The organism is Sulfurospirillum multivorans DSM 12446, assembly GCF_000568815.1.
GTDB lineage: Bacteria > Campylobacterota > Campylobacteria > Campylobacterales > Sulfurospirillaceae > Sulfurospirillum > Sulfurospirillum multivorans.
This window is the reverse complement of record NZ_CP007201.1, coordinates 978,851-1,004,566: the sequence shown is the minus strand read 5'-3', so window position 1 is coordinate 1,004,566 and position 25,716 is coordinate 978,851. Positions and strand designations below refer to the sequence as shown.

The following is a 25,716-nucleotide window of genomic DNA, read 5'->3' as shown; positions in this document are numbered from 1 at the left end:
CATCAATTTAGAGGAGGACCCGATGAGCGATGAATTTTGCAGTTGCGACATTGTGCATGAAAATGTCATCGAAATGGTCAGAGCCAAGATGCCTCAAGAAGAGAAGCTTTACGACCTTGCTGAACTCTTTAAAGTCTTTGGCGACACGACGCGCGTGAAGATCATCTCGGCACTTTTTGAAGCGGAGATGTGTGTTTGCGACATCGCAGAACTGTTACATATGACACAGTCTGCCATCTCTCACCAACTTCGCGTCCTTCGTCAAGCACGGCTTGTCAAACACCGCAAAGAGGGAAAAGTCGTCTTTTATTCACTCGATGATGAACACATTAAAACCATTTTTAACCAAGGATTAGAACACATTTTAGAACCACGAGGATTTGAGTATGCAATTTCATGAGACCGCACCCCAAACATGCGACGCGACAACGGGAAGTTGTTGCAGTAGATGCCAACCCATTGTGCCAGATGCACACGCGCACCACGAACATGAACATGAACACCATCACGGTTTAGGCGATTCTAGCGTGATGGAGATGTTCAAATCGTGGCATTTTGTCACCTTTTGCATCGGCGCGGTGCTCTTCGTCTCTGCTATTGTGATGGATGAGAGCAATCCGCTCATGTTTTGGACGTATCTTATCAGCTTTTTCTTAGTGGGTGGCGAAATCCTCTACATGGCGGTCACCAACCTTTTTAAAGGGCATGTTTTTGACGAAAACTTTTTGATGGGTCTTGCAACCGTCGGAGCGTTTAGTATCGGCGAGTACCCTGAGGGTGTTGCGGTAATGCTTTTCTTCCGCATCGGTGAATTTTTCCAAGACTTAGCGGTCGATCGCTCTCGCAAATCCATCACCAAACTGATGGACATTCGCCCTGATTTTGCGAACCTGCAAAGTGAAACTGGCGAGCAAAAAGTCAACCCAAGCGATGTCATGCTGGGAAGTCGCATTATCGTCAGACCGGGGGAGAAAATTCCACTCGATGGCATCATCATCGAAGGACGCTCAACGCTCGATACTTCTGCACTTACGGGCGAATCGTTACCCAAAGAGGTTGCCGTAGGACACGATGTGCTCTCTGGAACCATCAATAAAACGGGTGTAATTGTCATCGAAACGACCAAACTTTTCTCAGAATCCACCGTCTCAAAAATCTTAGACCTTGTTCAAAACGCAGGCGCTAAAAAAGCCAAAACAGAGCAATTTATCACCACGTTTGCCAAATACTATACGCCCATTGTCGTCATCTCCGCCGCCCTACTCGCATTTGTGCCACCGCTTTTGATGCAAGACGCGCTTTTAAGCGACTGGTTTAGACGCTCCCTAGTTTTCCTTGTTGTTTCATGCCCGTGCGCACTCGTGGTTTCCATTCCGTTGAGCTTTTTTGGAGGCATCGGTGGTGCGTCTAAAAACGGCATTTTGGTCAAAGGTGGCAACTTCCTTGAAGCACTCAATGGCGTCGATACCGTCGTTTTGGACAAAACAGGAACCCTCACAAAAGGGGTTTTCAGCGTTACCTCTATCACCGCGCTACACGGGTACAGTGAAGTGGATGTCTTGCGCCTTGCCGCACTGGCTGAGATGCACTCAAGCCATCCCATCGCACTTTCCATCAAACGCGCATACATAGAGCCTTTGGAAGCCGTTGTGAGCGACTACGAAGAGCTTGCAGGGTACGGCATCAAAGCGACCATAGAGGGCAAAACCGTTCTTGCAGGCAACGATAAACTCCTCCTTGAGCATACCATCACCCATGAGCAACTCGATACGCCCGACACCGTCGTTTATATCGTGGTTGAGGGCATCTTAGCAGGCTACCTCATCATCGCCGATACACCCAAAGTTGACAGTAAACAGGCCATTTTAGCACTCAAAGCGCTTGGCATCAAAGACATCGTGATGCTTACAGGAGACACTAAAGCAACCGCTGAAAAAGTCGCCAAAGAGCTTGGCATCACCCATGTTGAAGCAGAGCTTTTACCGCATCAAAAGGTCGAAAAACTTGAAGAGATTATGGCGCGAAAAAGCGGCAAAGGCAAAACCGTCTTTGTGGGAGATGGCATCAACGATGCGCCAGTCCTTGCACGCGCAGACATCGGCATTGCGATGGGTGGGGTTGGTTCTGACGCGGCGATTGAAGCCGCAGACATTGTCATCATGACCGACGAGATCAGTAAAGTCGCTACCGCGCTTAAAATCGCCCACAAAACCCACGTCATCGTCTGGCAAAACATCATCTTTGCACTGGGGGTTAAAGGGATTATCTTGATCATGGGCGCGATGGGAATTGCCACGATGTGGGAAGCCGTCTTTGGCGATGTGGGCGTTGCGCTCATCGCGGTACTCAACGCGACGCGTGTTTTAACGCATAAATAAACGCGAAAAACGCTCTTCCAAACGAGGAGCGTTTTTTCTTACATGTAACCATTAAAAGTGTGATTATTTAAAAAATTTATCGATCAACGTTGTGAGCCATCCATCGTTCATTTGACCTTCTTTTTTGTGAAGCATCGCTTGAACGACCTCTTTATAGTCTGTATCGTCGTTTTGAATATGATTGATCAGCCACATTTGAAGTTCCGTCATCAGCTGTTTTGAAATATCTTCACCGTTTTCATAGCGTTCTGTAAAGAAATGAATGCGCTCAATAAAAGAGAGATGAATCTGCTTATGGGCTTCCAGTTTAGGATACCCAGCTTCTTGCATCAAACGCTCTTCAAAGGCAAGATGGGAAACCGTGTAATCCATCAACGCGAAAAGCACTGTACGCACTTTTTCTTTATCGTGATAGATTGAAATCGTACCGAGTTCATTAATATACGCAATGATGCGTTTATGCTGATCATCAATCACAGCGATACCCACCGAAAAAGAAGGCTCCCATTTCCAATACGACATTGCCATTCCTTGCAAATTGAATTTTGATGAAATTCTGGAAATTATAACATAAACACAGAGGCAAAAAAGGGGGATTTAACGTGACAGAATAGACTGCAGTTATCTCGTTTTTTAGCGTTACATGTAAACACCAAAACCCCTAAATAATAGGCTGTTTACGCTTAGTATAATACATCGAAGGCAGCACCAAACCAAAGGCAATCGCAAATAAAATGCTCACCGCGTGCAGTCCATTTTCGATGAAACTTGAAAGTAGCGCATCGGTGACGCCATCGGTGTTCATGCTCACAAGGCTTATCATCATCTCATACGCGTACGTTCCAGGGATCATCGGAATGATGGAGGGAACCGTGTAAACGGGTCTGGGCATCACATAGCGGCGTGACCAGAAAACACCGATAATGCCGATGGCTGTCGCGGCGATAAACGTTGAAAGTTCGATGGAGAAATGGTGGTGCAACAAAACTTCTCGAAGACCATACGTCAGCGCACCTCCCAAAGCACACAATGGCAGCGCAGAGCGAGGGACATTGAAAATCATCCCAAATCCCACAGCAGGAATCGCCGCCCATAAAGCGTCTAATAAAAGCGTGACCCATTCCATCATTACCATCCTTTAATGTCCAAAAGCCCCATCGCGAGCATAATGCCAAGGGAAGACATCAGTGTCAAAAGCGTCGCTTGCGTCCAACGCCCCCAGCCCATACTGATGTAGCCCTTAAATGCGTCCAGCATGGAGTTGATATAGGGAAATCCTGGAACGAGGAGTAAGACACTGGAGGAGAGCACAATGCGCCCCGTGCTGCTAAGATCATGGTAAAAAGCAAGACTGCCGATCAGGGTGCAGACAAATGCGGTAAAGGCAAACACGATCAGCAAAGAGTACTTGCGAGAGGAGAGTTCTCTTCGCACCATCATACCCACCGATGCCGCCAAAAATGTGATCCAAAATCCCGGCCAATCCGCCCCTTGTAAATGGCTAAACGCCGCACATGAAAGCCCGATAATGGGCACAATCAACCATGCAGGATAAGGATTGGCGTGAATGTTGGCAAGGGAGCGCTCAACCTTCATAATGTTACGAGGATTTTGCTCCGCTTCAATGCAAATCGTGACAATTTGATGCACAATAGACATATTAATCGGCTGTTCATGCGCGCGTCTCGTCGTCGTAACCGAAGAATCGCCAATCAGCGTGGTCAAAACAATCGCGGAAGGAATCAGCGAAATCTCAATAGATGTACACCCAAGCGCAATGCCCAAACGAGAGGAGAGTTGCTCAATTAAGCGGCTCTCAGCACCATACTCAAGAAGCATCGCCGCAACTCTGACAACAACAGTGGTGATACGGGTTTGTTCTTCCTTCGAGATCGTGGGAAATCCTTTTTGCGTTCTATGGGTAGAATCATATCTCATTTTTGGCTTTACATGTAAAGATTTTAGCTTAAATCTCTTTGTATTTCTCTAACCTCTATTTCGCTACAATAGCACACTTTAATTTTGGAATCTAGATGAACACCATCTGTAAAATGGCGCTTTTGGTCATTACACTTTTACATGTAACACAACTTTTTATGCCCGTGAGTTTGGAGCTTTTAACGTTTTTTACAGCTCTTTTGTTTGTCTTGGGTCTTTTTATACAAAAAAGTGGTTTTCGCACCATCACTCTGTTCTTTTTTACGTTGGGTACGCTCATACTGATCTACTATAAACTTCCCTTTTCCATTGGGATGCAGTCACTCACTTCTATGACGAACATCATCGCGATCATCGTGGTGATGCAGCTTTTCTCCATTCCGATCGAAGTTGGGCATTACAGTGACACCGTCGAGTATTGGCTCAAAAGACTCTTTAAAAAAGAGAGTTCGCTCTACCTTTTTGCGATGCTTGTAACCAATCTTTTTGCGAGCTTTTTACTCTTTGGAACGGTTCCTGTGATGGTTTCGCTCTTTAACAAAGCGCTCAAAAACAGTGTTTCGCAGTACCAACGATTTTTTGCCACCGCCATTATGCGAGGATACACCCTTGCCCTCTTTTGGGCGCCGGGGGCGATTATCATTCTTTTGGTGATGCAAGTGACCCATGTCTCGTGGTCACAGCTGTTTGTGCCGGGTCTTCTTTTGAGTCTCATAGGGATGTTAACGTCGTATGCCTTAGAGCACTTTACACGCCTGAATAAGCCCATCATTTCGATGTCTGAAACGCTTCCTGCCACCTCTTCTATTGCCAAAAACGCACCCAAACAGACCGCGCATATTATCCTAGTGATTATCAGCCTTATTGTGGGTATAGGACTCTTGGAAAGGTTTTCGATTGCAACAGGAACAGGGAGAATTTTACTCGCAGGACTCATCGTCTCAACGATTTGGATCACGTATTACCGTAACCAGCCAGAACTCAAAACAGTGTTGAAGAACTACGGGGAGAGTGGCATTATGCAAGCGACCGATTTTTCAGTCTTTTTTATTGCGGTGGGGCTGTTTGCAGGTGCGGTCGATCACAGTGGTATTTTGAGTTACATTCAACCTCTTTTGCAAGAGAGTGTCAATCACCTTGGCATTTTCTCCATCCTTGTCATTCCTCTTTTATTTATCTTGATCGCCTTATGCGGCATCCATCCTTTGGTGCTTGCGGTGATGTTTGGCAAAATTTTACTCTCCGTTTCGCTTCCACTCTCCTCTGTTTCCATCGCACTCATTTTGCTTATATCGGCGGCTGTCTCGTTTATCATTTCACCGTTTGCGGGCATGTCACTGATGACCGCCAAATTTTTACATGTAACACCACTCGAAGTCTCTTTGAAATGGAACCTGCTTTTTTGCAGTCTGTTTTTAGTTGAAGGGCTTGTTTTTGCCTATCTTTGGCAGGGGTAAGATTAAACTTTTGTCACACTTTTGTTAGTGTTTAAAAAATAATCAAAAAATTACGCTTTTATCCTCTTCCTCTGCTTAATTTTGTGCTAAACTGCTTACATCACATTTAGGTGAAAGGGCAAAAGGTACACTATGATTGAGTCAAACAGTCCATTCTATGATGCGTTTAAAGGCATCTTAAACACGATCGACAAGAACCGCGTCCAAGAGTTGCTCACTTACATGAATACCGAAGCGATCAACTTCAACCTTTTTAAAAACAACGCTTTTATAGAGCGCAAATTTCCCTTTGACATCATTCCAAGAATCGTCTCCCCGTCAGAATTTGCGTACCTTGAGAAAGGGATACAACAGCGCATCTTCGCACTCAATCTCTTTTTAGAAGATGTCTACGGAGCACAAAAAATTCTCAAAGATGGCATCATTCCTAGTGAATTTGTCTTTTCATCCAAAGCTTATCTGCCCGCATTTGCAAACACATCTGTGGCAAAAAATATTCGCGTGCACATCAGTGGTATTGATCTTGTTAAAAACAGTGTTGGAGACGGTTGGGTTGTGCTTGAAGACAACATCCGAGTGCCCAGTGGCGTGAGTTATCCGCTCTCGCTTCGTATGCTGACACGCAAAGTGTTTCCTGAATTTTTTGAGAAACTTCCGATTCAAGACGTAAGAGATTACCCGAAAAAACTCGAAGCAGCGATGAACCACGTCAACACGGGTGGCATCAATGTCATCTTAACACCGGGTCGTTATAATTCTGCGTTTTACGAACACTCGTATCTCGCCAAAGAGAGCGGTGCAATACTTGCCAATGGTGAAGACTTGGTGGTGGAAAAAGACAAAGTCTATCTTAAAACGTACAACGGGAAAAAAGCACGTGTGGGCGCCATTTACCGCCGTTTGGATGATGATGCGCTTGATCCTGTCGAGTTTCACCCAGACTCTTTGATCGGAGTTTCCAACATCACACAAGCGTATCGTGCAGGCAATGTAGCTCTGATGAACAGCATAGGAAACGGTATCGCAGACGATAAGGGCATTTACTACTTTGTGCCAGCGATGATTAAATACTATATGAATGAAGAGCCGATCTTGCAAAATGCCCCAACGTTCTTGGCATTTTTTGAGAAAGATCGTAACCACATTTTACAAAATATGCGCACCTTGGTCATCAAAGATGTTGCTGAAGCAGGAGGATACGGCGTTGTGTTTGGCTCACAACTGACGAAACCTGAGCGTGAAAAGCTCAAAGATGCTATTATTGCGGAGCCTAGACGCTTCATCGCGCAAGAGGTGATTGAGTTTTATGACATCGAATGTTTAGATGAGGCAGGCACATTTTCACCTCGCAAAGCCGACCTTCGGATGTTCTCGATTTACGGTGAAGACATTTTTGTCTGGCCAGGAGGACTGACCCGTTTTGCGATGGATCCGACCAGTTACATCGTCAACTCTTCCCAAGGTGGCGGTTTTAAAGATACATGGGTTTTAAAGGAGCACAGATGATTCTCATACCCCCACAAGCGGCAGAACATCTTTACTGGATGGGCAGGTACATTCAACGCTCCGAGAGTATGACACGTCTGGTCATCGCCCTTTTCGATAAAATTTTAGATGAAGATTTTGAAGACGCGAAGGCATTTTATGCCAAACTTGGCATTGAGCTTGAGTATGACTCGGCGCAAATGTTTTTGAGAGAAAGTGTCTTTAATTTACAAGATGCAAGCTTATGCAACACGATCCATGCGGCGCGTGAAAATGCCATTTTGACACGTTCACACCTCTCAAACCGTATGTTTAGCCGTATCAATGCCCTCTATTTGGCATACCAAGAAGCTAAAGAGGAGCGCACTGTTTCGCTCTATTGGTTAGAAAATACGTTAAAAGAGCTTGATGCGATTTGGGGCAATTTGGAGCTTTCACTCGTTGAAGCTAAAGAGTCTCCGTTGATTCAGCTGGGCAAAGTAGTAGAGCGAATGGATCTCAATATTCGCCTTTACGACAGCATTGAAGCGGCTTTGATGGATGTGGAAAAGCTTAACAGTATTGCTGAAAAAGTTCGCCCAAATCATAAACGTGTTACACTCTCATCCAGCAATAAACCTAAAACGTTACAAACGATAAATTCAGTATTCGAGGCATTGACCATAAAGCATGAAAGTTAATTTTTCTTATGATTTTACGCTCACGTTTGATGAGCCCGTACGCAACCATCACTTTTGTCTGCGCATGGTTCCGTACACCAATGCCATACAAACGCTTCTGGACTGGAAACTCAGTCTTAACGATGGCATTCCTTATTACCAAACACGTGATGGGTTTGAAAACCATTTGGTGTTTGGGTATCTTGGGAAACCACACCGTGCCCTTAAAGCAACCATCGAAGGTGAGATAGAACTCTCCCCTTATGTTTACCACGACAAAGAGCCCGTGGAGCTTTATCTTCCCTACTCCACGTTAACGCCTTGGTGCGAAGATGTGCGCGAATTTTCTCGTTCACTTAAGCTTCCTGTAACGGACTTTCGCAAAGCACATTTTTTAACCCAACTGCTGTATGAGCAGTTTAGACCCATTGAAGAGCCCAAAGCCAAAGGGCTTGAAACCTTTTTGCTCTACAAAGAGGGCATCAGTCAAGATTTTAGCCATTTGCTGATTGCGCTCCTGCGCAGTAACGGCATTCCTGCCCGTTTTGTCAACGGGTTTATCGATGGTGTCAATAAAACACATACGTGGGTGGAAGCCTTTATGGATGGGGATTGGAGAGGGTTAGATCCGCAAAGTGGCATCTTTATCCATGATGAACCTTACATCAAAATCGCTCATGGGCGTGATTTTTCAGAGTGTCAGATTCACAGAGGCAGTTACATCGGCAAGCGTCAGCATATTTTAGAAATCATGGGTCGAATTGAGAGGAATGAACAATGATTGAAGAGGTTTTTAACGTCAACTTACCTGTCAATGAAACCTTAACACTCAGACGCAACCGCTTTTCGCCTGAGGATATTTCCACGTCAACCAAACGCATCTCCATCGTCACAGGCATTCACGGCGATGAGATCGAAGGGCAATACGTCTGTTATCTGCTTGCCAAATGGCTGAACGCTAACCAACACTGTATTAAAGGCATTGTGGATATTTACCCTTCCATGAATCCAATGGGCATTGACAGCATCACGAGAGGTTTTCCTTTTTACGATGTCGATCTCAACCGCAATTTCCCTGGCAACACCGCTGATTTTTTGCCTGCACAAGTCGCCAATGCTATCGTCGACACGGTCAGAGGCAGTGACTTTGCCATCGATATTCACGCGAGCAACATCTTTTTGCGCGAGCTTCCCCAAGTGCGTATCAGTCGTTCAACCGCCGATGAACTCATCCCTTTGGCGGAAAAACTCGACATTGAATTTATTTGGGTACACGATGCTGTGACGGTTTTGGAGTCTACGTTTGCGCATGCGATGAACTCCCTTGGCACTAAGACATTGGTTGTGGAGATGGGTGTTGGAATGCGCATTACCAAAGAGTATGGGCAAAGCCTCACCCGAGGTATTTTAAACCTACTCGCACATGTGGGAATCATCGAAAGAGCTGTTCTTCCAATGACGAAAACGACCGTTTCAAACCTGCATTCGGAAGTCTTTTTTGTGAACGCTTCCAAATCAGGAATTTTCATTCCTATTTTAGAGCACAATGTCACGGTACTCAAAGGTGAAAAACTAGGCGAAATCATCGATCCGCTCTCAGGACGCATCGAAGAGACGCTCATTAGCCCATGCAATGGCTTGTTATTTACGATTCGCGAATACCCAGTCGTGTACGAAGGCTCCCTTCTTGCACGCATACTCGAAGACCCCAAAGAGGACACCGCCCTATGAAAGAAGAAGTTTTATTTGAGATCAGCTCGCTCAGTCGTAATCCTCTCAAAGTCAAAGGGTTTCGTTTTGGAAGAGAGGGCACGACGCCTAGTTGCGTCATCGTAGGACCGATGATGGGCACGGCCATCGATCAGCTTTGGATCGCGTCGCAATTGGTGCGCTTTTTACGTCAACACGAACTGGCAAATGCCGCCTTCGTCAAGGGTGAAATTCTTGTCATCCCCACAGTCAACCCCTACTCCTTTAACATGGGAAAAAACTTCTGGCCACTCGATAACACCGACATCGATGTGATGTTTCCAGGCTACGATAAAGGTGAGACAACCCAACGCATCGCTTCACGCTTGTTTGAAAAAACCAATAACTACGACTACGCGATTTTACTTGAAGCGAGAAAAGATCACGTCGAGTGCATCCCCTACGTCGAGGTGCTCGAATCAGGTATGAGCTATATCGAGGATGCAAGAGCGTTTGGGCTTGATTTTATTCACGTCAAAGAAGAGACGCCCAATGACACGGTCTCTTTAACCTACAATTGGAATGTTTGGAATGCCAAAGCATTTTCGCTCATTTCAGGCAAAAAAGGCATCCTCCATAAGCATGAAGCCAACAAAGTGTTTGATGCAATCGTGCGCTTTTTAGTCAAAAAAGAGCTCATCGACTTCTCAACCTTTGAAGGCTCACACGGCAATCTTGTCATGCCAAACGATGTTGAAGCGATCAAAAGCAGTGCCGCAGGACTCTTTGACACCCTCGCCAACATTGGTGATTCTGTCGTGCATGGGCAACCCTTAGCACGCATTTTCAACTCACTCGATGGCACACTCATCCAGACGATCATCTCACCCTGCGATGGCATCATCTCCTGTCGCTACGACTATTCGCTCATCTTCCAAAACGCCATTGCCTACCGCATCGTCAAAGTCGAATCCGCACAGAATAATCTTTAAGGCTTACATGTAAAATAAAGTTTTGAGTTAAGAAGCTAGTATGAAAAAAGAAAAATCTGTTTTTAGTGTTGTTTTTACGCATATATTGACGACTTCTATTGTCATTCCATTTTTTGGATTACTGGCTGGATATTTTGTCAATAAATTTTTAGGTTCATCATTAGATAAAGGTTTATTAATACTTTTGAAGGATATTGTTTACATTGCTTTTTTCTTCATAGGTGTTAAATATTCAATTTCTTATATCAATAAAAATATTGATGTCAAACATCCTAAAGAAAGTTCAAAATATTCAATCATTGTATTTGCAATCTTAATTACTTCAATGTGGATTATAAATATACTACCAAGATTTAATCTAATTGGGATTGTTTACAATACTATATTTTATAGTGTAATATTTATAATCTTTTTTATACTGACAAAAAAATATTTTGCAGATTTACAAAAACTTAAAACAGAAGAATAAAAAAATTGGAACTCAATTTTTATTGAGTATTCCAATTCTTGTCTATTCTTTTTTACATGTAAAACTCTTACACCATCTTTTGCACATTCACTTCGATAGAGAGTTCGCTCTGTCCGCTACTTAATACGACACCTTTAAGTGGGGCGACGTCGTTGTAGTCTCGACCAGATCCTAGTAAAATATGTTGATCTTCAGGGATGATGTTATTGGTTGGGTCAAACTCCATCCAACCAAGGCGAGGAATGTAGAGCGCAAACCATGCGTGCGATGCGTCGGCGCCAAAGAGTTTTGGCATGCCCGCTGCTGGGATAGTTTCGATGTACCCACTCATGTATTTCGCAGGCAGACCGATGGAGCGGAGGGCGGCGATGGCGAACTGTGCGAAATCTTGGCAAACCCCTTTTTTCGCCTCGAAAATCTCCTCGATGGGCGTGGTCACATCGCTAAAACCTGCGACAAAAGCGAAGTCTTGAAAGATGCGGTTCATAAACTCCTGCGCAGCATCCACAAGGTTGCGTTGTGGTGCAAACGAACGCTTCGCATACTCGACGATGCCACGCGAGGCTTTAGGAATGAGTGCTGAGTCAAACATAAACGGCTTCGCAACCAGATCGTTCAGATCAAACTGTTGCAACAAGCCTAAAGACGCCTCGTACGAGGTGCTTTGTGCGCGAAGATTGTTTACATGTAAACGCATCGCATCGCCATCCAGATCAACGCGTGAACTGCCGATGACGGAGAGTGACTCATGCGCTTCGCGTATTAAAAGGTGCGTCGTGTGGTTGCCAAACATGTCATCAAATTCGCTTTGCTCATACGGCATGGGCGTGATCTCCATGCCAAAATCCATCACACGCTGAAAAGGCGTGTCTTTGGGTTTGAGGCGGGCGATGTTGTGGCTAAAGGTGACGATACTTTCGTATTTGAAGGCGGTTTTGTGGTAGATTTCATAGGTCATGGCTTACTCATCGTAGTGTGAAAAATAGGTTTTGGAAAGCTCCATCGAACAGAGCGAAAAATGCGCTGTCAGTTTGGCTAAAAATTCATCGAGTATTTGATACACCGTTCCGCCCTCTTCTATCTGCATCAAGCCAGCCACAGTTGTCAGTTTAAGCGATGAAAACGCTTGAAACACAGGCTCTTCGTAGCTGCTCAGGTATTTTTTACTCTTCGGAAGTGCTTTCATGTCTTCCAAAAGCTCGTTGGTAATGTAGGCAATCGACTTTGGAAATTGCGGACTGAGAATCAAAAACTCCAATACATTGTCCAGTTGGAGTGAGCTTTTATACTGCGTTCTATACGCATTAAAGCTCTCACAAGAATTGAGCATGCCTTCTAAGATGTCGTAGCTTGCGGACTTTTCATGTTTGACACAGAGCATCGAGCGCGCTTTGGAGATCGTCAAAAGCGCCGACTCCAGCTTATAGCCGATGTCATACAAAATCAACCCCTGCTCTTTGTACATGCTCTCTTCGACCAACTCTTTGTACGCAACGAGGTAGAGCAAAAATTTATCGAGCTCGCTTAAAATCGTCTGTGTCGGAGAGTTGATTTTACGATTAAACACTTTCCACTCTTTTTGCATCTTATCAAAAAGTTTCCACGCCTCAATCGCAAGCAGGCTTTTGATGGAAACATTCGCGCTAAAGAGCATCTCCATCGTAAAGGAGAGACCACCTTGCTTGCTTTTGTCTTTGATAAGCGACTCAATTTCACTCATCCGATTTTGCACAATTTTTTCATCTAAAAAGCCAGGATAGGTCATCGTTAAATGGGTCAATGATTTTTCTAAAATCAGTTGTGATTCCTGCGACAAAGCCCCTTCGTAGCGACTAAAGTTGGTCATTTTTTTCACCACATAGCGAATGAGTCGTATGGTTGTGATGGTACGACAAAGGTAGCGCCCCAACCAAAAAAGGTTTTCCGCTTTGCGTGTAGGCATCGTGTGAATCGAGACATCAACATAGGGCAATGTGTTAAAAATGGAGCTCATATCAATCGTGTCATCTTCACCCAAAATCCACAAATCTTTACTCGTTCCACCCTTTTGTGAGGAGACCAAAAGCGCATCTTTGGAGGCAGAAACGCGCACCAGTCCTCCATTCATCACCGTGTAGTTCTCGTTTTTTTTCAGGGCATACGCGCGCACAACGGCGTTGCGAGGCTCGATTCTCCCGTTGGCGTAAAAAGGAGTCGTTGAAAAGCTGATCTCCTCTTGAGCGACGTACTGATGAGGGTTTTGCAGGATGCTGTTTTTAAGTTGCTGCTTCATTTCATGAGAGAGTTTTTTCACCAAGTGCGTCTGAATCGCCTCGGTACGGTCAATCTTTTTGATGATGAGCGTGTCAAAATGCTCTAGCACATACTCCAGTTCATGGCTCTGCCCACACCACCATGTCGCGATTTGGGGCAGTAAAAGCTCTTCGTTTAAAAAATAGTGACAGATGCGCTCCATAAAAGGGTTTAGTCCGATGTTTTCAACAATCGCACTGCCGATGGGGTTGATCATCGCAAGATTACCTTGTCTTAAGCTATCGACTAAGCCTGCAACGCCCAATTTTGAGTCACTGCGAAGTTCAAGCGGATCGCAAAAACGGTCATCCAAACGTCTTAACAGGGTGTTGATAGGCTTCAGCCCACTCAAACTTTTAAGCCACAAAGCACCATTTTTGGAGAGCAAATCATCGCCCTCAACCAAGTTAATCTCCAAAAAAGAGCTCAAATAGGCATGTTCAAAGTAAGTTTCGCTCAAAGGGCCAGGAGTCAGCAGTGCCGCTTTGGAGATGTCACCTTTAGAGAGTTTTTTCAACAGCTTTTTAAACTCATCGATGAAGGGAAGCAGTTTTTTGATCTCGTGTTCGGGGTAGAGGTCTTTGGAGACGATGTTCATCGTCAAACGATTTTCAACGGCATAGCCAAGCCCTGAGGGCGCTTGGGTGCGATCATTGATGACCCACATTTTGCCATCAGGCCCTCGTGCCATATCAAGCGCGTAAAAATGAAGCTGAAAATCCTCCATCAATCCCAAGGAATGAACGGCAGGAATGAATCCTTTGTGCCCGTAAATCACCTCGGCAGGGATGATGTTCTCTTTGAGCAGTTTCTGCTCGCCGTAGAGGTCTTTTAAGATCAAGTTGAACAGTTTTGCGCGCTGTTTGATCCCTTGTTTGATCGTTTTCCACTCCGTTTTGGTGATGACAAACGGAATCGGGTCTAAACTCCACGGACGATTGCCATTGCCCTCTGGGTCGTTGTAGACGTTGTACGTCACACCGTTATCTTCCAAATGCCATGTGATTTCGGCTTGTTTATTGGCGAGCTCTTCAGCGCTGATCGATTCAAGGCGCGTAAGGAGCGGTTGCCAGTGCTCTCTGACACGAAACTGATCATCGAGCATCTCATCAAACTGGGAAGCTGAACTGTAATTATCTAAGAAATTCATCTATTTCGTGTTCCGTTTTCGTCTCAGATCTAAGGTGTGTGGAAATTCACTGCTGATCGGCAGTTCTTGAAACACAAACTGTTTGAGTGCTTTGGGTTTATGCACCACGACCGTGCGCTCACTGCCCTCAGCTGAGTTTGCATGTTGCGTGACCACGGAACTGCTTTGGTACTCCGCCTCACCTTGGGTGTGGTTGAAGTCCCAAAAACGGTTGATGCGACGTGATTCTGCTTCGTAGCTGTTTACAGGGAAAGTGTCGTAAGTACGCCCACCCGGATGGGCTACAAAGTAGGACATACCGCCGATAGAGCGTTTGTTCCATGTGTCGACCACATCAAACACCAAAGGCGTGTCCGCACCGATGGTCGGATGAAGAGCAGAGTACGGCTCCCACGCTTTGTACTTCACGCCTGCCACAAACTCGCCTTCCATGCCAGTGGGGGCGAGAGGAATTGCCACGGCGTTACATGTAAGCGTGTAGCGTTCCGGTGTAAAGTTTTGGACTTTGACTTGCACGCGCTCCAACGAAGAGTCCACATAACGTGCTGTGCCTTGCGAACCGCTCTCTTCGCCCAATACATTCCACGGCTCAATGGCGGCGCGAAGTTCTAAGTTTATATTTTCAATCGTCGTCATACCGTAGAGCGGAAAACGAAACTCAAAGAAAGGATCGAACCAGTTTAACTCAAACGCATAGCCTTCCGCTTGTAAAAATTCTACGATGTCGCGCACGTCTTCTTTGACGTAATGCTCTAGCAAAAATTTATCGTGAAGCTGTGTGCCCCAACGAACCAATTTGTGTTTGTACGGTTTTTTCCAAAACACGGCGACTAACGTACGTACCAAAAGCATCTGCAACAGAGCCATTTGGGCGTGTGGAGGCATATCGAACGCTCGAAGTTCTAAGATGCCAAGTCTTCCACTACTGGAATCGGGAGAATAAAGCTTGTCGATGCAAAATTCGCTTCGGTGCGTGTTGCCCGTGATGTCGGTTAGCATATGACGGAATAGGCGATCGGTCAGCCAAAACGGTACCTCTTCATCCTCGCCAATTTGCGAAAAAGCGATCTCAAGCTCATACAGATTTTCCACCCTGCCCTCATCCACGCGAGGCGCTTGGGATGTTGGGCCTATAAATGCACCGGAGAAAAGGTACGAAAGTCCCGGATGATGTTGCCAAAAGGTGATGAGACTGCGAAGCAGATCGGGACGGCGAAGCAGTGGACTGTCCTCAGGTTTGAGCGCTCCGATTGTGACGTGATTGCCCCCGCCTGTGCCTGTGTGTTTGCCGTCCAGCATAAATTTTTCCGTACCCAAACGTGACTCTCGTGCGTCTTTGTAGAGTAACAGAAGATTATCGCTGAGCATTTTCCATGAGGTTGCAGGTTGGATATTTACTTCGATGACGCCCGGGTCTGGCGTGACTTTGATGCGATCGAGTCTGAGATCATGCGCAGGCTCGTAGCCTTCCAAAACAACCTTTACATGTAAAGATTCTGCCACGGCTTCAATGCTTGCAATCAGCTCTAAAAACGACTCCGAGTGGTTGAGCGGTGGAAGGAAAACATAGAGCTTTCCATCGCGCACTTCCGTACACAACGCGGTGCGTACAAACTTCTCACGGTGATGCGTCGCTTCAATGCTCGCTTCCCCTGCTGATGCACAACGCCTTTTTGCCGCTTCAGAGTACTCGCCTAGCGCTGCAAAAGGGGCAAAAAGGTCTGGTTCAGGATGAAGTGCCAACGCATCTTTAGGTTTTTCAGGCAAAGAACTCAGAGGAAGTCTGAGTCCCATCGGTGAATTTCCTGCACTCAGATAGACGTATCCTCTGCGCAATTCCCACGTCGATGTCATCCATTCGTGTTCGCCATAATTGAGCGGAAGCACGTAACCCACAGGCTTATTGAGCCCTTGGGAGAGTACTTTAGCGATCGTTCTTCGCTCTAACGAATCAGAGAGATCAGACTTTATCGGGTCGATGTCGATGGGCAGTTCGGACTCTTTGACGATGTAATACAGCGGATCTTCGTAAGCTTCGACGATGTTTTGATCGCTGATGCCAAGGGTGAGCGAAAGCTTGGACAAAAAGCGTTTGGCATCTTCGTTGGTGTAGGTATATGCCTCGTTCATATCGGCAAAAAGCTCGGGATTGTGCCAGATGGGTTTGTCATCTTTGCGCCAAACGATGGAGGTTTGCCATCTTGGAAGCGGCTCTCCGGGGTACCATTTACCTTGGGCGTAATGAAGCATGCCACCTTTAGCAAATGAATTTAGTAATTTTCGTGAAAGGGTGTCGGCCAGGGCGCGTTTGTGCTCACCATCGGCTGTGGTGTTCCACTCATCGCCTTCCATGTCGTCGATGGAGACAAAGGTCGGCTCGCCACCCATGGAAAGCCTCACATCGCCCTCTTCTAAGGCTTTGTCCACTTCAAAGCCTAAGTTATAAATAGCGTTCCATTGGTCATCACGGTACGGTTTGGTGACGCGCGGTGACTCAAAAATGCGTGTGACGGTGTTGTCATACACAAATTCGGTTTCGCACTGATCACTTAGACCCTCTATCGCATAGGCACTCTCAAAGGAAGGCGTGCAAGCAAGCGGTATGTGCCCTTCGCCTGCAAAAAGTCCACTCGTCGAATCCAACCCAACCCAGCCAGCTCCGGGGATATACACCTCTGTCCACGCGTGAAGGTCGGTAAAGTCCGCTTCAGGACCACTTGGTCCATCGAGTGAGGTGACATCGGCTTTGAGTTGCACCAAATAGCCAGAGACAAAACGTGCCGCAAGCCCTAAATGACGGAGCACTTGTACGAACAGCCACGCGAAATCGCGACAACTGCCCAGTTTATTGCCTAAGGTCACTTCGCAACTTTGAACCCCTGGTTCCAGCCTGATGGTGTAGTTTAAGAAGCGATTGATTTCAGAATTGAGATAAACCAAAAAGTCAATGATGGGGCGTTTTTGACAGTCAAGTGAGCGTACAAAAGAGCGCAACAACTCACCATCTTCGCTCTCTTCGAGGTAAGGTATCAGCTCTTTTTGAAGCTCTTTGGTGTAAAAGAAAGGAAACTCACTGGCGTAGTCATCGACAAAAAAATCAAACGGATTGATCGTAATGAGATCGGCGATGATCTCAACATCGATGCACAGCTCCTTCGTTTTTTCAGGAAACACGATGCGTGCTAAGTAATTGCCAAACGGGTCTTGCTGCCAGTTGATAAAATGGTTGTCAGGTTTTATTTTGAGCGAGTACGCCTCGATGGGCGTCCTGCTGTGCGGTGCTGGGCGCAAACGGATGATGTGCGGTGAGAGCGCTACGTAGCGGTCATAGTGGTATTCTGTTTTATGCGATAGAACAACTTTGAGTGACATACGAATCCTTTAAAACAGAAAGTAAAAATCTTTACATGTAAAAATATTATAGCATGAAGTGAGTGGATTGTGCGCCCTGTTTGGCTATGTATTAAGCAGTATTCTTTAGTCTTGCTTTAACGCGTGTGGACGTTACATGTAAAGATTAGTGTTGCCAGAGAATCTCTTTAGAAGTGCGATCCAACATCGCTTTGTAACTTTTAAAAGGTCGGTGTGTGCTATCTTCCACAAAGGCGTTGTTTTGCAGTTTGACACTGCCCTCTTCGTTCATGCACTCTTTGATGGCGATGTCATAGCGCTTGCTCAGTGGCATGACTTTAAAGCTCAGGTTATCGAGCACCAAAGGCTCCTCTTTGTGCGTTGCAAACACCAACAAGATCATGTGCCAAAGCCCACGATCGGTATCTTTCACCACGCATAAACCCATCTTTTTCGCATCCACGCCCAAATCTCTTAGCGTGTAAAACTTGGTAATCACATAATCTTCGCAATCCCCACCGCCGTGAGCCAAAAACTCACCTCGGCTTGCCCAGTATTCGTCTCTTCCATAGGTCTGTTCATCGTACGCACCCACAAAGGCATTGACGTAAAAGTTCACCGCTTCAAGCTTTACATGTAAAGATTTGGGGCTGGTTTCGTTCATAAAACGCTCATAGTCTTTGAAAATGGCTTTGGATTTTGGGGAAGGTTGCGAGGAGAAAAAAGAGGAGGAGAGTTTAAACTCCCCTCCTAAAAGGCTTACATGTAAAAGCATGAAGCCTAGGACGACTTTAAAAAGCATTAATTAAAGTCGGTGGTAACAATCGTATTTTGGATGTCGATTTTAATCGAACTATCCGCGGTACTCTCGTAACGTGTAAAGCCTGCATCCAACGCTGTTGCGTCTGAAGAAGCTGTCCAGCCTGTACCTGAAATGCTATCATCACTTCCACCCAAGACTTTAAGAACGGTGCTTGCATCATCAGTGATACTCAAGACATCGGCTGGATTGATCGTAAGCGCAACACTCGCTTGCGTAAGGTCTACCACTTCGATGCTCGTTGCGATCGCTGCAACATTGCTCAAGTCTACAGAGCCATCGGTGTTGATAAGAAGCGTATCGGTATCCGCTCCACCATCGATAATACTGTCGCTCGCATCGTACACCAAGGTGTCATTGCCAGCACCACCATACAAGGCATCGCTTCCTGCGCCACCATCAAGGTAGTCATCTCCAGCATCACCCTCTAAGGTGTCGGAACCTGCACCGCCATAAAGTGTGTCATTGCCTGCTCCTCCGATTAAGTGGTCATCACCTTCTCCACCATAAAGCGTTACACCTGCATCGCTGGAAGCCACCAAAGTGTCGGCACCATCCGTACTTGTTGTTCCAACGCTGCTTGCGAAGTTAAAGGTCAAGTTTGCGGTACTCGTATCACCATCAGCTTGCGCAAGGGTATAGGTAAAGGTATCAACATCATCTGCGCTTGCAGTGGTATTTAAAGTGTAAGTATACGCTCCTGTTTCAGTATTGATCACTAATGTTCCATAGTCTCCTGTAATACTTACACTCGTGCCACTGACCGTTGCTCCATCAACTTGTGTAATCGTCGCACCTTCGGAACCTAAAAGGTCATTAGTAAGAACATTACCTGTAATAGCAATAATACCTGCCGCAAGCGTTGCAGCCTCTGTTCCAACACTATCCCAAACATTGGTCGTTGTGATTGTTGTCGATGAAGGATAGGTCAAGCTTGAGAAGGTTGCATCCAATCTATACGCTGTAACGGTCATCGTTTTAGTACCAGCACTGACATTGGTAAACGTTAGTGTACCTGTAGAGCTGTTCCATGTAGCATTTGAGCTACCCGTCACTGTCCATGAAGTTGTAGGATTCCACCAACCAGAAACAGTGGCAGTAACCGTTGCAGTTGTACCATCACCAAGGGTTACAGTAAAGGAATCTCCAGTATTATTTGCAGATTGTATATTACTAACTGTCACGCTTACGGTTCCTGTTTGTGCAACTGTAAAGGATTGTGATGTTGTAGTTACTGTTTGATTTGATCCACTATCATTGGTGTTGAGTCTCACCGACAAACTATCATTTGCAAGATCTACACGATTGCCATTGTCATTCCATGCCCCTGTTCCTGTTGTAGGTGTCGTTACACTTGTAGAAACAATCGTTACTGTGTCGCTGATCGCAACCGTTTCACTGCTATCGAGTGTTGTGAGTATCAACTGAGCTTGTGCCGTTGAGCCATCACTGTCTTTAACCGTGTAAGTAATGCTATCACTTACATCATTTACAACATCGGTTAACGACGTAAAGGTGTATGCGCCTTGATTATCGATCGTTACCGTTCCTGCATCCGTTACGATCGTAAAGGAAGTATGGGTTGTATCAAACGTATACGTCGTACCCTCATACGTGACAGAGACCAATTTAGGATCATCCCAACCATCGGCACCTGAGATATCGGCTAAGTTCAATACACCTGTTTGGATTACAACACTTCCTTCAGAAGTAATAGGAGCTTCAACGGTTCCAACCAGAGTATCGGTAAGATCAGAAAGGTTAGTGACAAGATAGACTTCATCTGCTTCACCAGGAGTATAAGCAACCGTTTTAAGATCAGTATCTGCAGCGGTTGTCAAGCGAAGCGCAGAAGTCGTCAGTTTTTAATGTAAGAAAGTTGCGAATTGAAACTTAAACCACCTCTGAATTTTGACCTTCTAGGTTTGAAGATTTAGCTTCAAACTTATAGATTTCTGAGTGTAAAACTCCTGTTAGTTTTTTCTCTTTAAGTCGGTAACTGTCTCCTTGAATATTGATGATATGTGAGTGATGTAATACTCTATCTAAAATAGCTGTTGTAACGATTTTATCCCCTGCAAATACTTGAACCCATTTACTGAATACCAAATTTGATGTAAAGATGGTGGAGCTTTTTTCATAGCGTTTAGAGATAATTTGAAAAAAGTGATTAGCTTCTTCTTTACTCATATTAAAGTATCCAATCTCATCGATAACAAGAACCGATGGGCTTGTGATGGATTTGAGAAAGCTATCGTATTTTTTCTCTTTTTTAGCTCTATTGGCACTGCTTAAGAGTTCACTGATGGTGGTAAATCTCACTTTGTAGCGATGTTGTACAGCTCTTAATGCTAGAGCAATAGCCAGATGGGTTTTACCCACACCGCTTTCACCTAAGAGGATGATATTCTCATGCTTCTTTACAAAGGTGAGATTGGATAACTCTTCAATCTGTTTTCTGTTTACGCCTACTGAGAAAGTGTAATCAAATTGCTCTAGGGTTTTAATAACGGGGAAGCCTGCAAGCTTTGTCAATGTGTTTTTGGAGCGTCCTAAGCGATTATCCACCTCTTGGCGTAAGAGTTCCTCAAGGAACTGAACATACTGCCAATTCTCTTTGGCTGCTGTTGTTGCTATCTCATGATAGTGTGTACTAATGGTGGAGAGATTCAGCTCTTTACAGAGTGCTTCAATGGATACAATTAATTCCATAATGCACCACCGTATAATCCAACTGGAAGAATAATATTGGCAACGATCGGGATAAACTCATCGTAGCATTGAATGTCACGATGGGGAATGTAGAGCTTATCGATGTCATGGTATGAATTGATTGGCGTATATTTTTTAGCTACACTTTCAATCAAAGCTTTAGGGTGGATTCCTTGATAGGCTTTAGGCACAGGACGCAGTTGCAGCTGCTCTTGTGCTAATAATTCAAATGGTATCTGTAATGTTGTTTGGTGGATGCGTTTATTGGCGGTATTATCCAACCATTTGAGCACTTCTGCATTCGCATTATCCAGCGTTAATGCATAATGCTTCATAGAAAGTCTCACTATCAATCCATTATGAAAGTTATACCGTAGATAATGGTTAAATCTCTCTACTTTTCCTTTGGTCTTGGCACGGTAGGGTTTGCAGACTTTGATGCTAAAGCCACAGTGTTTGGCAAAGTCCTCAAAGAGTGGATTGAGTTTATGTTTGCCTCTGCCATAACTATTCCGTCCTAAAATAACCGTTTTCATATTGTCATACAAACACTCCGTTGGAACACCTCCAAAGTAGCTAAAGGCATTCATATGGCATCCAATGAGCGTCTCTATCTTCTCATTATTGACATATTCCACATACGAAGCCCTAGAATATCCCATCGTTGCCACAAATGCTGATAAATTATCCTTTGGAAACTCTATCCAATCGACTTGCATCTGTTGGGCAGGTTTGGTTTCAAAGCGAATGATAGGTTCATCCAATTTGGCTCGACTTCTTAACTCATATCTTTGGATAACTTGCTGCAACCAACGCAAACTTCCCTCATAGCCTAGCTTCTTAATCTCTTCATAAATAACCGTTAAAGGGATTTCACTTTTCGTCGCTTCTGCCATCTCTAACATCTTGGCAATATGCGGTAGATAAGGATCAACACTATTGATGACAGGAGGTCGATTAATATGAGGAACATAATCATCAGGAAGATTGGCGTAACGCCTTACGGTATCTCTTGAAATACCTAACTTTCGTGCAATGGCACTCTTACTCAAACCCTCAGCTAAAAACTTCTTTATCATTTTAATTTCACCTTTTTTTAACACTCAACTCCTTTCCAGAAATTTGAAAATGGAGTTTAACCAATTTAACTTGGTTTCTTAAGGTTTTAAATCAAAATGCAACGTTCAAATTACATTTTCAACTGACGAGTTTAGCACTTCGTCTGACATTTAGCATACTTTAATGCTAAAACTCTTGATTTAGTGCTTAATGTGCGTATATATAAGGATTTGTTTTTAAAAAAGATTTTTAATTGTATTGGAATTGATTTTCGATAGTAAAAAATATTATTTCTTAAGTAGATGTTTTTCATTCTTCAAACTTTTATTAAAATTTGAACAATTGAAAACTATAACAAAATATAACATAGAGTCATATTTTTAAGCTTATTTGCTTTAAAATGGTGTCAAAAGAGGGACTCGAACCCTCGACCTCCGGCTTATGAGTACATACTCCGGCGACAACATCATTTTAAAGAAACCTTTAAAAAGGGATTTTTGAAACAATTTTCAAAAATTCGTGTGGAATTATAGCAAATAAAACTTAAAAAAAACTATAACAAACTATAACATATTAAAAAATATATAAATTCTTTTATTTTATCTTTAAAAATTACTATTTCGTTTCTAAAATAAGGATATTTGATTACTTAATTAGTATCTATATTTTTATATATCTATCTTAATATCAATTATTGTATTTATTAAAATAAAAGGTGTATGTGTATAGTTATGAAATATGAATATTATTGTAATGATAAAATTACTTTAGAATAAAAATTGTGATTAGTTGAATTAAATTTTTTTAATTTAACTAAGAACGATAACATTGTAAATGTTATCTTAAACTTCTTATATCCTTGATTTAAAAACGAAAATTCTTTCTATTGAAAAGTTTATATATTGAAAATATATAAATCTAAAAATTTCTTTCAAAAAGTTTGTTTAAAAGCGAATTGAATAAAAACTCTAACCTAAAATCATTTTTATCTTAAACGAAAAAAAGGATTTAAAAATGGATTTACTAAAAAAAATAAATATTGAATATAGTCAATATAAAAGACTCTTATATAAAAAACTTACAACCTACACAATGATAAGTATAAAAAACAAAGTGAAATCAAACAAAGTTATCAAAGATAACTTTGTTGTAAAAATCAATGAATTAGTTGAGATTGAAAATCCAACTTTGAAAGATAAGCAAACTATTAAAAACTATGCCTATATGTATAAAAACACAAAAGTAGATTGGATAGGTTTAGAATTAGCATTAATTAATAAAATGGCATTACAATTAAATAATGAGATGTATTTACTATATGTACAAAGTGTAAAAAAGTTTCATAGTAATTATGAATTTACTTTATATGGTGAAAATCTAATAAGTAATGATTTACTAAAAAAATACATTTCAAAGATTTTGAAATGGTGTAAAAAAAACTACAATAGAATGAGCCAAATCAAAAAAATTGAAAAACTTTATAATCAAAAATACTATTTAGATCACAAAGTTGAAAAAGGCATCAAAACAAGAGATGAAGTAAATAAAATAAATGGTGCAAAAAGACATCAAGATTCAAAAACTCTAGTTCTAAAATATGCTTTAGATTTAGTTGCACAAAGTGAAAAAATTACAATTAAAACCATAAAAAATATTTTAGAACAAAATAATGAAAAATTAGGAAATACACAAATTTCAATTTACTTAAGAGAACTAAAAAACGAAGGATTAATTGATGAGTAATTTTGTACAAGTAAATGTAATTAGCCATTCAAAAAATAGTTTAGGCTCTTGTTATGAACATAATGTTGAAAGATTAAAAGATGGGGAAGATTTACCCCATCTTTTAGAAGAATGTAATTGTCTTGGAAATGAAAATATTACCTTTTCTCACATCGTTGTTTCTTGTGGAACTTTTGAAGAAAATCTAAGAAACTTTTACGCACAACAAACAAAATCAAATAATTATAGTGATCTGAAAAATAGTTTTGATACTTTGGAAAATCTAAGACTTGAACAATTAAAAAATGAAAATAGAGAAGATTATCAAACCAAACACCTAATTGAATTTGAGGTAGGTATTAGTGAAGAAAAGGCAAAAGAGTATCTTAGCCTTGGAATTGATATAAATGAGGGTTTTAAACAATATATAAATGATTTAAAAGCTAAATTTGGAATGAATACACTTCAAATGTCAATCCATAGAGATGAGGGTTATATTGATAAAGATAATGTTCTTCATCATAATTTCCATGGGCATTTTTTAGTGCATAATTATAATTTTGAAACAAAGAAAGCAATCCTATCAAATTTTAGAAAAAAAGATTATAGACAATTACAAACTCTAGCTCAAAAATCTTTCAATCAAGTTGGATTAGATTTTAAAAGAGGATTATCAAAATTTCAAACAAAACTAAAACATCAAAAAAGAAATGATTTTATTTTACATAAGCAAAATCAAGAATTGAAGATTTTACAAACTGATCTGCTACAAAAAAATCAAGAAATTAAAGATTTATATACTTTACTAAATAGTCAAAAAAATCAACTAAAAGAGTTAAGACTTCAATTTAAAAAGGATAGTAATATTTATAAAATGTTATCTCTTAATATTAAAAATCTCTCTTTTGAAGAACAAACAAAAAGAGAAGAATTTAGACAACTTGATACTAAAATCAAAGAACTAAAAAATCAAGTTCAAAGGGAAGAACAAATTATTCAAGAGGATTTAGAATATGCCAATGAAATAAAATCTTATTTCAAAACATACCTAAAAGAAAACACCACAAAATCTAAAGATAATAAATATTACATCAATAACATAAATGAGTTTTATAAATCATTAGTTGATAACTTTTACAATGTGTCAAACTTGGATCTGAAATTAGAAAAACTTGAAAAGTTGAAAAATGAAAACTCTATTTTAAAAAGTCATTTGGAAAAATCAAAATTGGATAACCAATCTTTGAATGAACATTTAAAGAAGTTGGATTTATTGAATATCAAAATCAAAGATTTGATTGATAAAAAAGACCTATTAGAAGAAGAAAACTATAATTTGAAAATCTATTTGAAAGACAAAAATCTTGAGGAAGATTATCAAAATTTTACAAGAAAATTAGAACATAATTTTGAGTTTGAAAGGTAGTTAAAAAGATCAGTAAATTTTTTACTACTAAACCTAATCAAGTTATTTTTTTTAAGGTGGGTATGTCGAACTTTGGGTTTTTAGGGTGTAACCCTAAACCAACAATCACGAAAGTGA

The 25,716-nt window shown here is 42.4% G+C and carries 22 protein-coding genes; 11 read left to right on the top strand and 11 right to left on the bottom strand.

The window, feature by feature from the left end; all coding sequences use genetic code 11:
• Window positions 1-22 precede the first annotated feature (22 nt).
• Window positions 23-400, top strand: coding sequence for an ArsR/SmtB family transcription factor (locus SMUL_RS05065; protein ID WP_025344173.1), 378 nt, complete (start codon window positions 23-25; stop codon window positions 398-400).
• Window positions 387-2,378, top strand: a complete 1,992-nt coding sequence (locus tag SMUL_RS05060; protein ID WP_025344172.1) for a heavy metal translocating P-type ATPase — start codon at window positions 387-389, stop codon at window positions 2,376-2,378. Before SMUL_RS05065 ends, SMUL_RS05060 begins: the two co-directional genes overlap by 14 nt.
• A gap of 63 nt (window positions 2,379-2,441) precedes the next feature.
• Here SMUL_RS05060 and SMUL_RS05055 read toward each other — a convergent pair whose 3' ends face one another.
• The 3 genes from SMUL_RS05055 to SMUL_RS05045 all read right to left on the bottom strand — a co-directional run bounded on the left by SMUL_RS05055 (window position 2,442) and on the right by SMUL_RS05045 (window position 4,316).
• Window positions 2,442-2,900 carry a bacteriohemerythrin gene (locus SMUL_RS05055; RefSeq protein WP_025344171.1) on the bottom strand — a complete coding sequence of 153 codons (459 nt, stop codon included), beginning with the start codon at window positions 2,898-2,900 and terminating at the stop codon, window positions 2,442-2,444.
• A gap of 139 nt (window positions 2,901-3,039) precedes the next feature.
• Window positions 3,040-3,507 carry a threonine/serine exporter family protein gene (locus SMUL_RS05050; protein WP_025344170.1) on the bottom strand — a complete coding sequence of 156 codons (468 nt, stop codon included), beginning with the start codon at window positions 3,505-3,507 and terminating at the stop codon, window positions 3,040-3,042.
• Window positions 3,507-4,316 carry a threonine/serine exporter family protein gene (locus SMUL_RS05045; RefSeq protein ID WP_051492675.1) on the bottom strand — a complete coding sequence of 270 codons (810 nt, stop codon included), beginning with the start codon at window positions 4,314-4,316 and terminating at the stop codon, window positions 3,507-3,509. Before SMUL_RS05045 ends, SMUL_RS05050 begins: the two co-directional genes overlap by 1 nt.
• 95 nt (window positions 4,317-4,411) lie before the next feature.
• Here SMUL_RS05045 and SMUL_RS05040 point away from each other — a divergent pair, with 95 nt between their 5' ends.
• From SMUL_RS05040 to SMUL_RS05010, 7 genes are all read left to right on the top strand, one after another.
• The gene (locus SMUL_RS05040) at window positions 4,412-5,773 is read left to right on the top strand and encodes a hypothetical protein (RefSeq protein WP_025344168.1); all 1,362 of its coding nucleotides are present in this window, start codon (window positions 4,412-4,414) and stop codon (window positions 5,771-5,773) included.
• A gap of 132 nt (window positions 5,774-5,905) precedes the next feature.
• Window positions 5,906-7,279, top strand: coding sequence for a circularly permuted type 2 ATP-grasp protein (locus tag SMUL_RS05035; RefSeq protein WP_025344167.1), 1,374 nt, complete (start codon window positions 5,906-5,908; stop codon window positions 7,277-7,279).
• Window positions 7,276-7,938: an alpha-E domain-containing protein gene (locus SMUL_RS05030; protein WP_025344166.1), complete on the top strand. Its 663-nt coding sequence runs from the start codon at window positions 7,276-7,278 to the stop codon at window positions 7,936-7,938. Before SMUL_RS05035 ends, SMUL_RS05030 begins: the two co-directional genes overlap by 4 nt.
• Window positions 7,928-8,698 carry a transglutaminase family protein gene (locus tag SMUL_RS05025; protein ID WP_025344165.1) on the top strand — a complete coding sequence of 257 codons (771 nt, stop codon included), beginning with the start codon at window positions 7,928-7,930 and terminating at the stop codon, window positions 8,696-8,698. Before SMUL_RS05030 ends, SMUL_RS05025 begins: the two co-directional genes overlap by 11 nt.
• Entirely contained in the window at window positions 8,695-9,648 is a 954-nt protein-coding gene (locus SMUL_RS05020; RefSeq protein WP_025344164.1) for a M14 family metallopeptidase, read from the top strand. Before SMUL_RS05025 ends, SMUL_RS05020 begins: the two co-directional genes overlap by 4 nt.
• Window positions 9,645-10,598: a M14 family metallopeptidase gene (locus SMUL_RS05015; protein WP_025344163.1), complete on the top strand. Its 954-nt coding sequence runs from the start codon at window positions 9,645-9,647 to the stop codon at window positions 10,596-10,598. Before SMUL_RS05020 ends, SMUL_RS05015 begins: the two co-directional genes overlap by 4 nt.
• A 40-nt stretch (window positions 10,599-10,638) precedes the next feature.
• Window positions 10,639-11,067, top strand: a complete 429-nt coding sequence (locus SMUL_RS05010; RefSeq protein ID WP_025344162.1) for a hypothetical protein — start codon at window positions 10,639-10,641, stop codon at window positions 11,065-11,067.
• A gap of 67 nt (window positions 11,068-11,134) precedes the next feature.
• Here the strand turns inward: SMUL_RS05010 and SMUL_RS05005 are convergent, their stop codons facing one another.
• The 8 genes from SMUL_RS05005 to SMUL_RS17790 form a co-directional block, all read right to left on the bottom strand.
• The gene (locus tag SMUL_RS05005; protein WP_025344161.1) at window positions 11,135-12,025 is read right to left on the bottom strand and encodes a transglutaminase family protein; all 891 of its coding nucleotides are present in this window, start codon (window positions 12,023-12,025) and stop codon (window positions 11,135-11,137) included.
• 3 nt (window positions 12,026-12,028) lie between these two features.
• A complete protein-coding gene (locus tag SMUL_RS05000; protein WP_025344160.1) occupies window positions 12,029-14,509 on the bottom strand; it encodes a circularly permuted type 2 ATP-grasp protein in 2,481 nt (826 codons plus the stop codon).
• Window positions 14,510-17,881 (bottom strand): transglutaminase family protein, encoded by a 3,372-nt coding sequence (locus SMUL_RS04995; RefSeq protein WP_025344159.1) that lies wholly within the window; start codon window positions 17,879-17,881, stop codon window positions 14,510-14,512.
• Between the two features lie 145 nt (window positions 17,882-18,026).
• Window positions 18,027-18,662, bottom strand: a complete 636-nt coding sequence (locus tag SMUL_RS16530; RefSeq protein ID WP_084613078.1) for a transglutaminase-like cysteine peptidase — start codon at window positions 18,660-18,662, stop codon at window positions 18,027-18,029.
• A complete protein-coding gene (locus SMUL_RS04985; protein WP_025344157.1) occupies window positions 18,662-20,521 on the bottom strand; it encodes a calcium-binding protein in 1,860 nt (619 codons plus the stop codon). Before SMUL_RS04985 ends, SMUL_RS16530 begins: the two co-directional genes overlap by 1 nt.
• A 52-nt stretch (window positions 20,522-20,573) precedes the next feature.
• The gene (istB, locus tag SMUL_RS04980) at window positions 20,574-21,392 is read right to left on the bottom strand and encodes an IS21-like element helper ATPase IstB (protein ID WP_025343253.1); all 819 of its coding nucleotides are present in this window, start codon (window positions 21,390-21,392) and stop codon (window positions 20,574-20,576) included.
• Window positions 21,383-22,471, bottom strand: coding sequence for an IS21 family transposase (istA, locus tag SMUL_RS04975; RefSeq protein ID WP_168156756.1), 1,089 nt, complete (start codon window positions 22,469-22,471; stop codon window positions 21,383-21,385). Before istA ends, istB begins: the two co-directional genes overlap by 10 nt.
• Before the next feature lie 131 nt (window positions 22,472-22,602).
• The gene (locus tag SMUL_RS17790) at window positions 22,603-22,764 is read right to left on the bottom strand and encodes a DUF6538 domain-containing protein (protein WP_407701807.1); all 162 of its coding nucleotides are present in this window, start codon (window positions 22,762-22,764) and stop codon (window positions 22,603-22,605) included.
• 701 nt (window positions 22,765-23,465) lie between these two features.
• On the opposite strand from SMUL_RS17790, the gene SMUL_RS04970 reads away from it, so the two are divergent.
• Entirely contained in the window at window positions 23,466-24,194 is a 729-nt protein-coding gene (locus tag SMUL_RS04970) for a hypothetical protein (protein WP_025344156.1), read from the top strand.
• Window positions 24,187-25,599, top strand: a complete 1,413-nt coding sequence (locus SMUL_RS04965) for a transcriptional regulator (protein WP_025344155.1) — start codon at window positions 24,187-24,189, stop codon at window positions 25,597-25,599. Before SMUL_RS04970 ends, SMUL_RS04965 begins: the two co-directional genes overlap by 8 nt.
• Window positions 25,600-25,716 lie beyond the last annotated feature (117 nt).

What these genes read in the sequence shown, in the direction of transcription:
- SMUL_RS05065 (WP_025344173.1), top strand. Translation starts at nt 23, where the DNA reads ATGAGCGATGAATTTTGCAGTTGCGACATTGTGCATGAAAATGTCATC.
- SMUL_RS05060 (WP_025344172.1), top strand. Translation starts at nt 387, where the DNA reads ATGCAATTTCATGAGACCGCACCCCAAACATGCGACGCGACAACGGGA.
- SMUL_RS05055 (WP_025344171.1), bottom strand. Translation starts at nt 2,900, where the DNA reads ATGTCGTATTGGAAATGGGAGCCTTCTTTTTCGGTGGGTATCGCTGTG.
- SMUL_RS05050 (WP_025344170.1), bottom strand. Translation starts at nt 3,507, where the DNA reads ATGATGGAATGGGTCACGCTTTTATTAGACGCTTTATGGGCGGCGATT.
- SMUL_RS05045 (WP_051492675.1), bottom strand. Translation starts at nt 4,316, where the DNA reads ATGAGATATGATTCTACCCATAGAACGCAAAAAGGATTTCCCACGATC.
- SMUL_RS05040 (WP_025344168.1), top strand. Translation starts at nt 4,412, where the DNA reads ATGAACACCATCTGTAAAATGGCGCTTTTGGTCATTACACTTTTACAT.
- SMUL_RS05035 (WP_025344167.1), top strand. Translation starts at nt 5,906, where the DNA reads ATGATTGAGTCAAACAGTCCATTCTATGATGCGTTTAAAGGCATCTTA.
- SMUL_RS05030 (WP_025344166.1), top strand. Translation starts at nt 7,276, where the DNA reads ATGATTCTCATACCCCCACAAGCGGCAGAACATCTTTACTGGATGGGC.
- SMUL_RS05025 (WP_025344165.1), top strand. Translation starts at nt 7,928, where the DNA reads ATGAAAGTTAATTTTTCTTATGATTTTACGCTCACGTTTGATGAGCCC.
- SMUL_RS05020 (WP_025344164.1), top strand. Translation starts at nt 8,695, where the DNA reads ATGATTGAAGAGGTTTTTAACGTCAACTTACCTGTCAATGAAACCTTA.
- SMUL_RS05015 (WP_025344163.1), top strand. Translation starts at nt 9,645, where the DNA reads ATGAAAGAAGAAGTTTTATTTGAGATCAGCTCGCTCAGTCGTAATCCT.
- SMUL_RS05010 (WP_025344162.1), top strand. Translation starts at nt 10,639, where the DNA reads ATGAAAAAAGAAAAATCTGTTTTTAGTGTTGTTTTTACGCATATATTG.
- SMUL_RS05005 (WP_025344161.1), bottom strand. Translation starts at nt 12,025, where the DNA reads ATGACCTATGAAATCTACCACAAAACCGCCTTCAAATACGAAAGTATC.
- SMUL_RS05000 (WP_025344160.1), bottom strand. Translation starts at nt 14,509, where the DNA reads ATGAATTTCTTAGATAATTACAGTTCAGCTTCCCAGTTTGATGAGATG.
- SMUL_RS04995 (WP_025344159.1), bottom strand. Translation starts at nt 17,881, where the DNA reads ATGTCACTCAAAGTTGTTCTATCGCATAAAACAGAATACCACTATGAC.
- SMUL_RS16530 (WP_084613078.1), bottom strand. Translation starts at nt 18,662, where the DNA reads ATGCTTTTTAAAGTCGTCCTAGGCTTCATGCTTTTACATGTAAGCCTT.
- istB (WP_025343253.1), bottom strand. Translation starts at nt 21,392, where the DNA reads ATGGAATTAATTGTATCCATTGAAGCACTCTGTAAAGAGCTGAATCTC.
- istA (WP_168156756.1), bottom strand. Translation starts at nt 22,471, where the DNA reads ATGATAAAGAAGTTTTTAGCTGAGGGTTTGAGTAAGAGTGCCATTGCA.
- SMUL_RS17790 (WP_407701807.1), bottom strand. Translation starts at nt 22,764, where the DNA reads ATGAAAAACATCTACTTAAGAAATAATATTTTTTACTATCGAAAATCA.
- SMUL_RS04970 (WP_025344156.1), top strand. Translation starts at nt 23,466, where the DNA reads ATGGATTTACTAAAAAAAATAAATATTGAATATAGTCAATATAAAAGA.
- SMUL_RS04965 (WP_025344155.1), top strand. Translation starts at nt 24,187, where the DNA reads ATGAGTAATTTTGTACAAGTAAATGTAATTAGCCATTCAAAAAATAGT.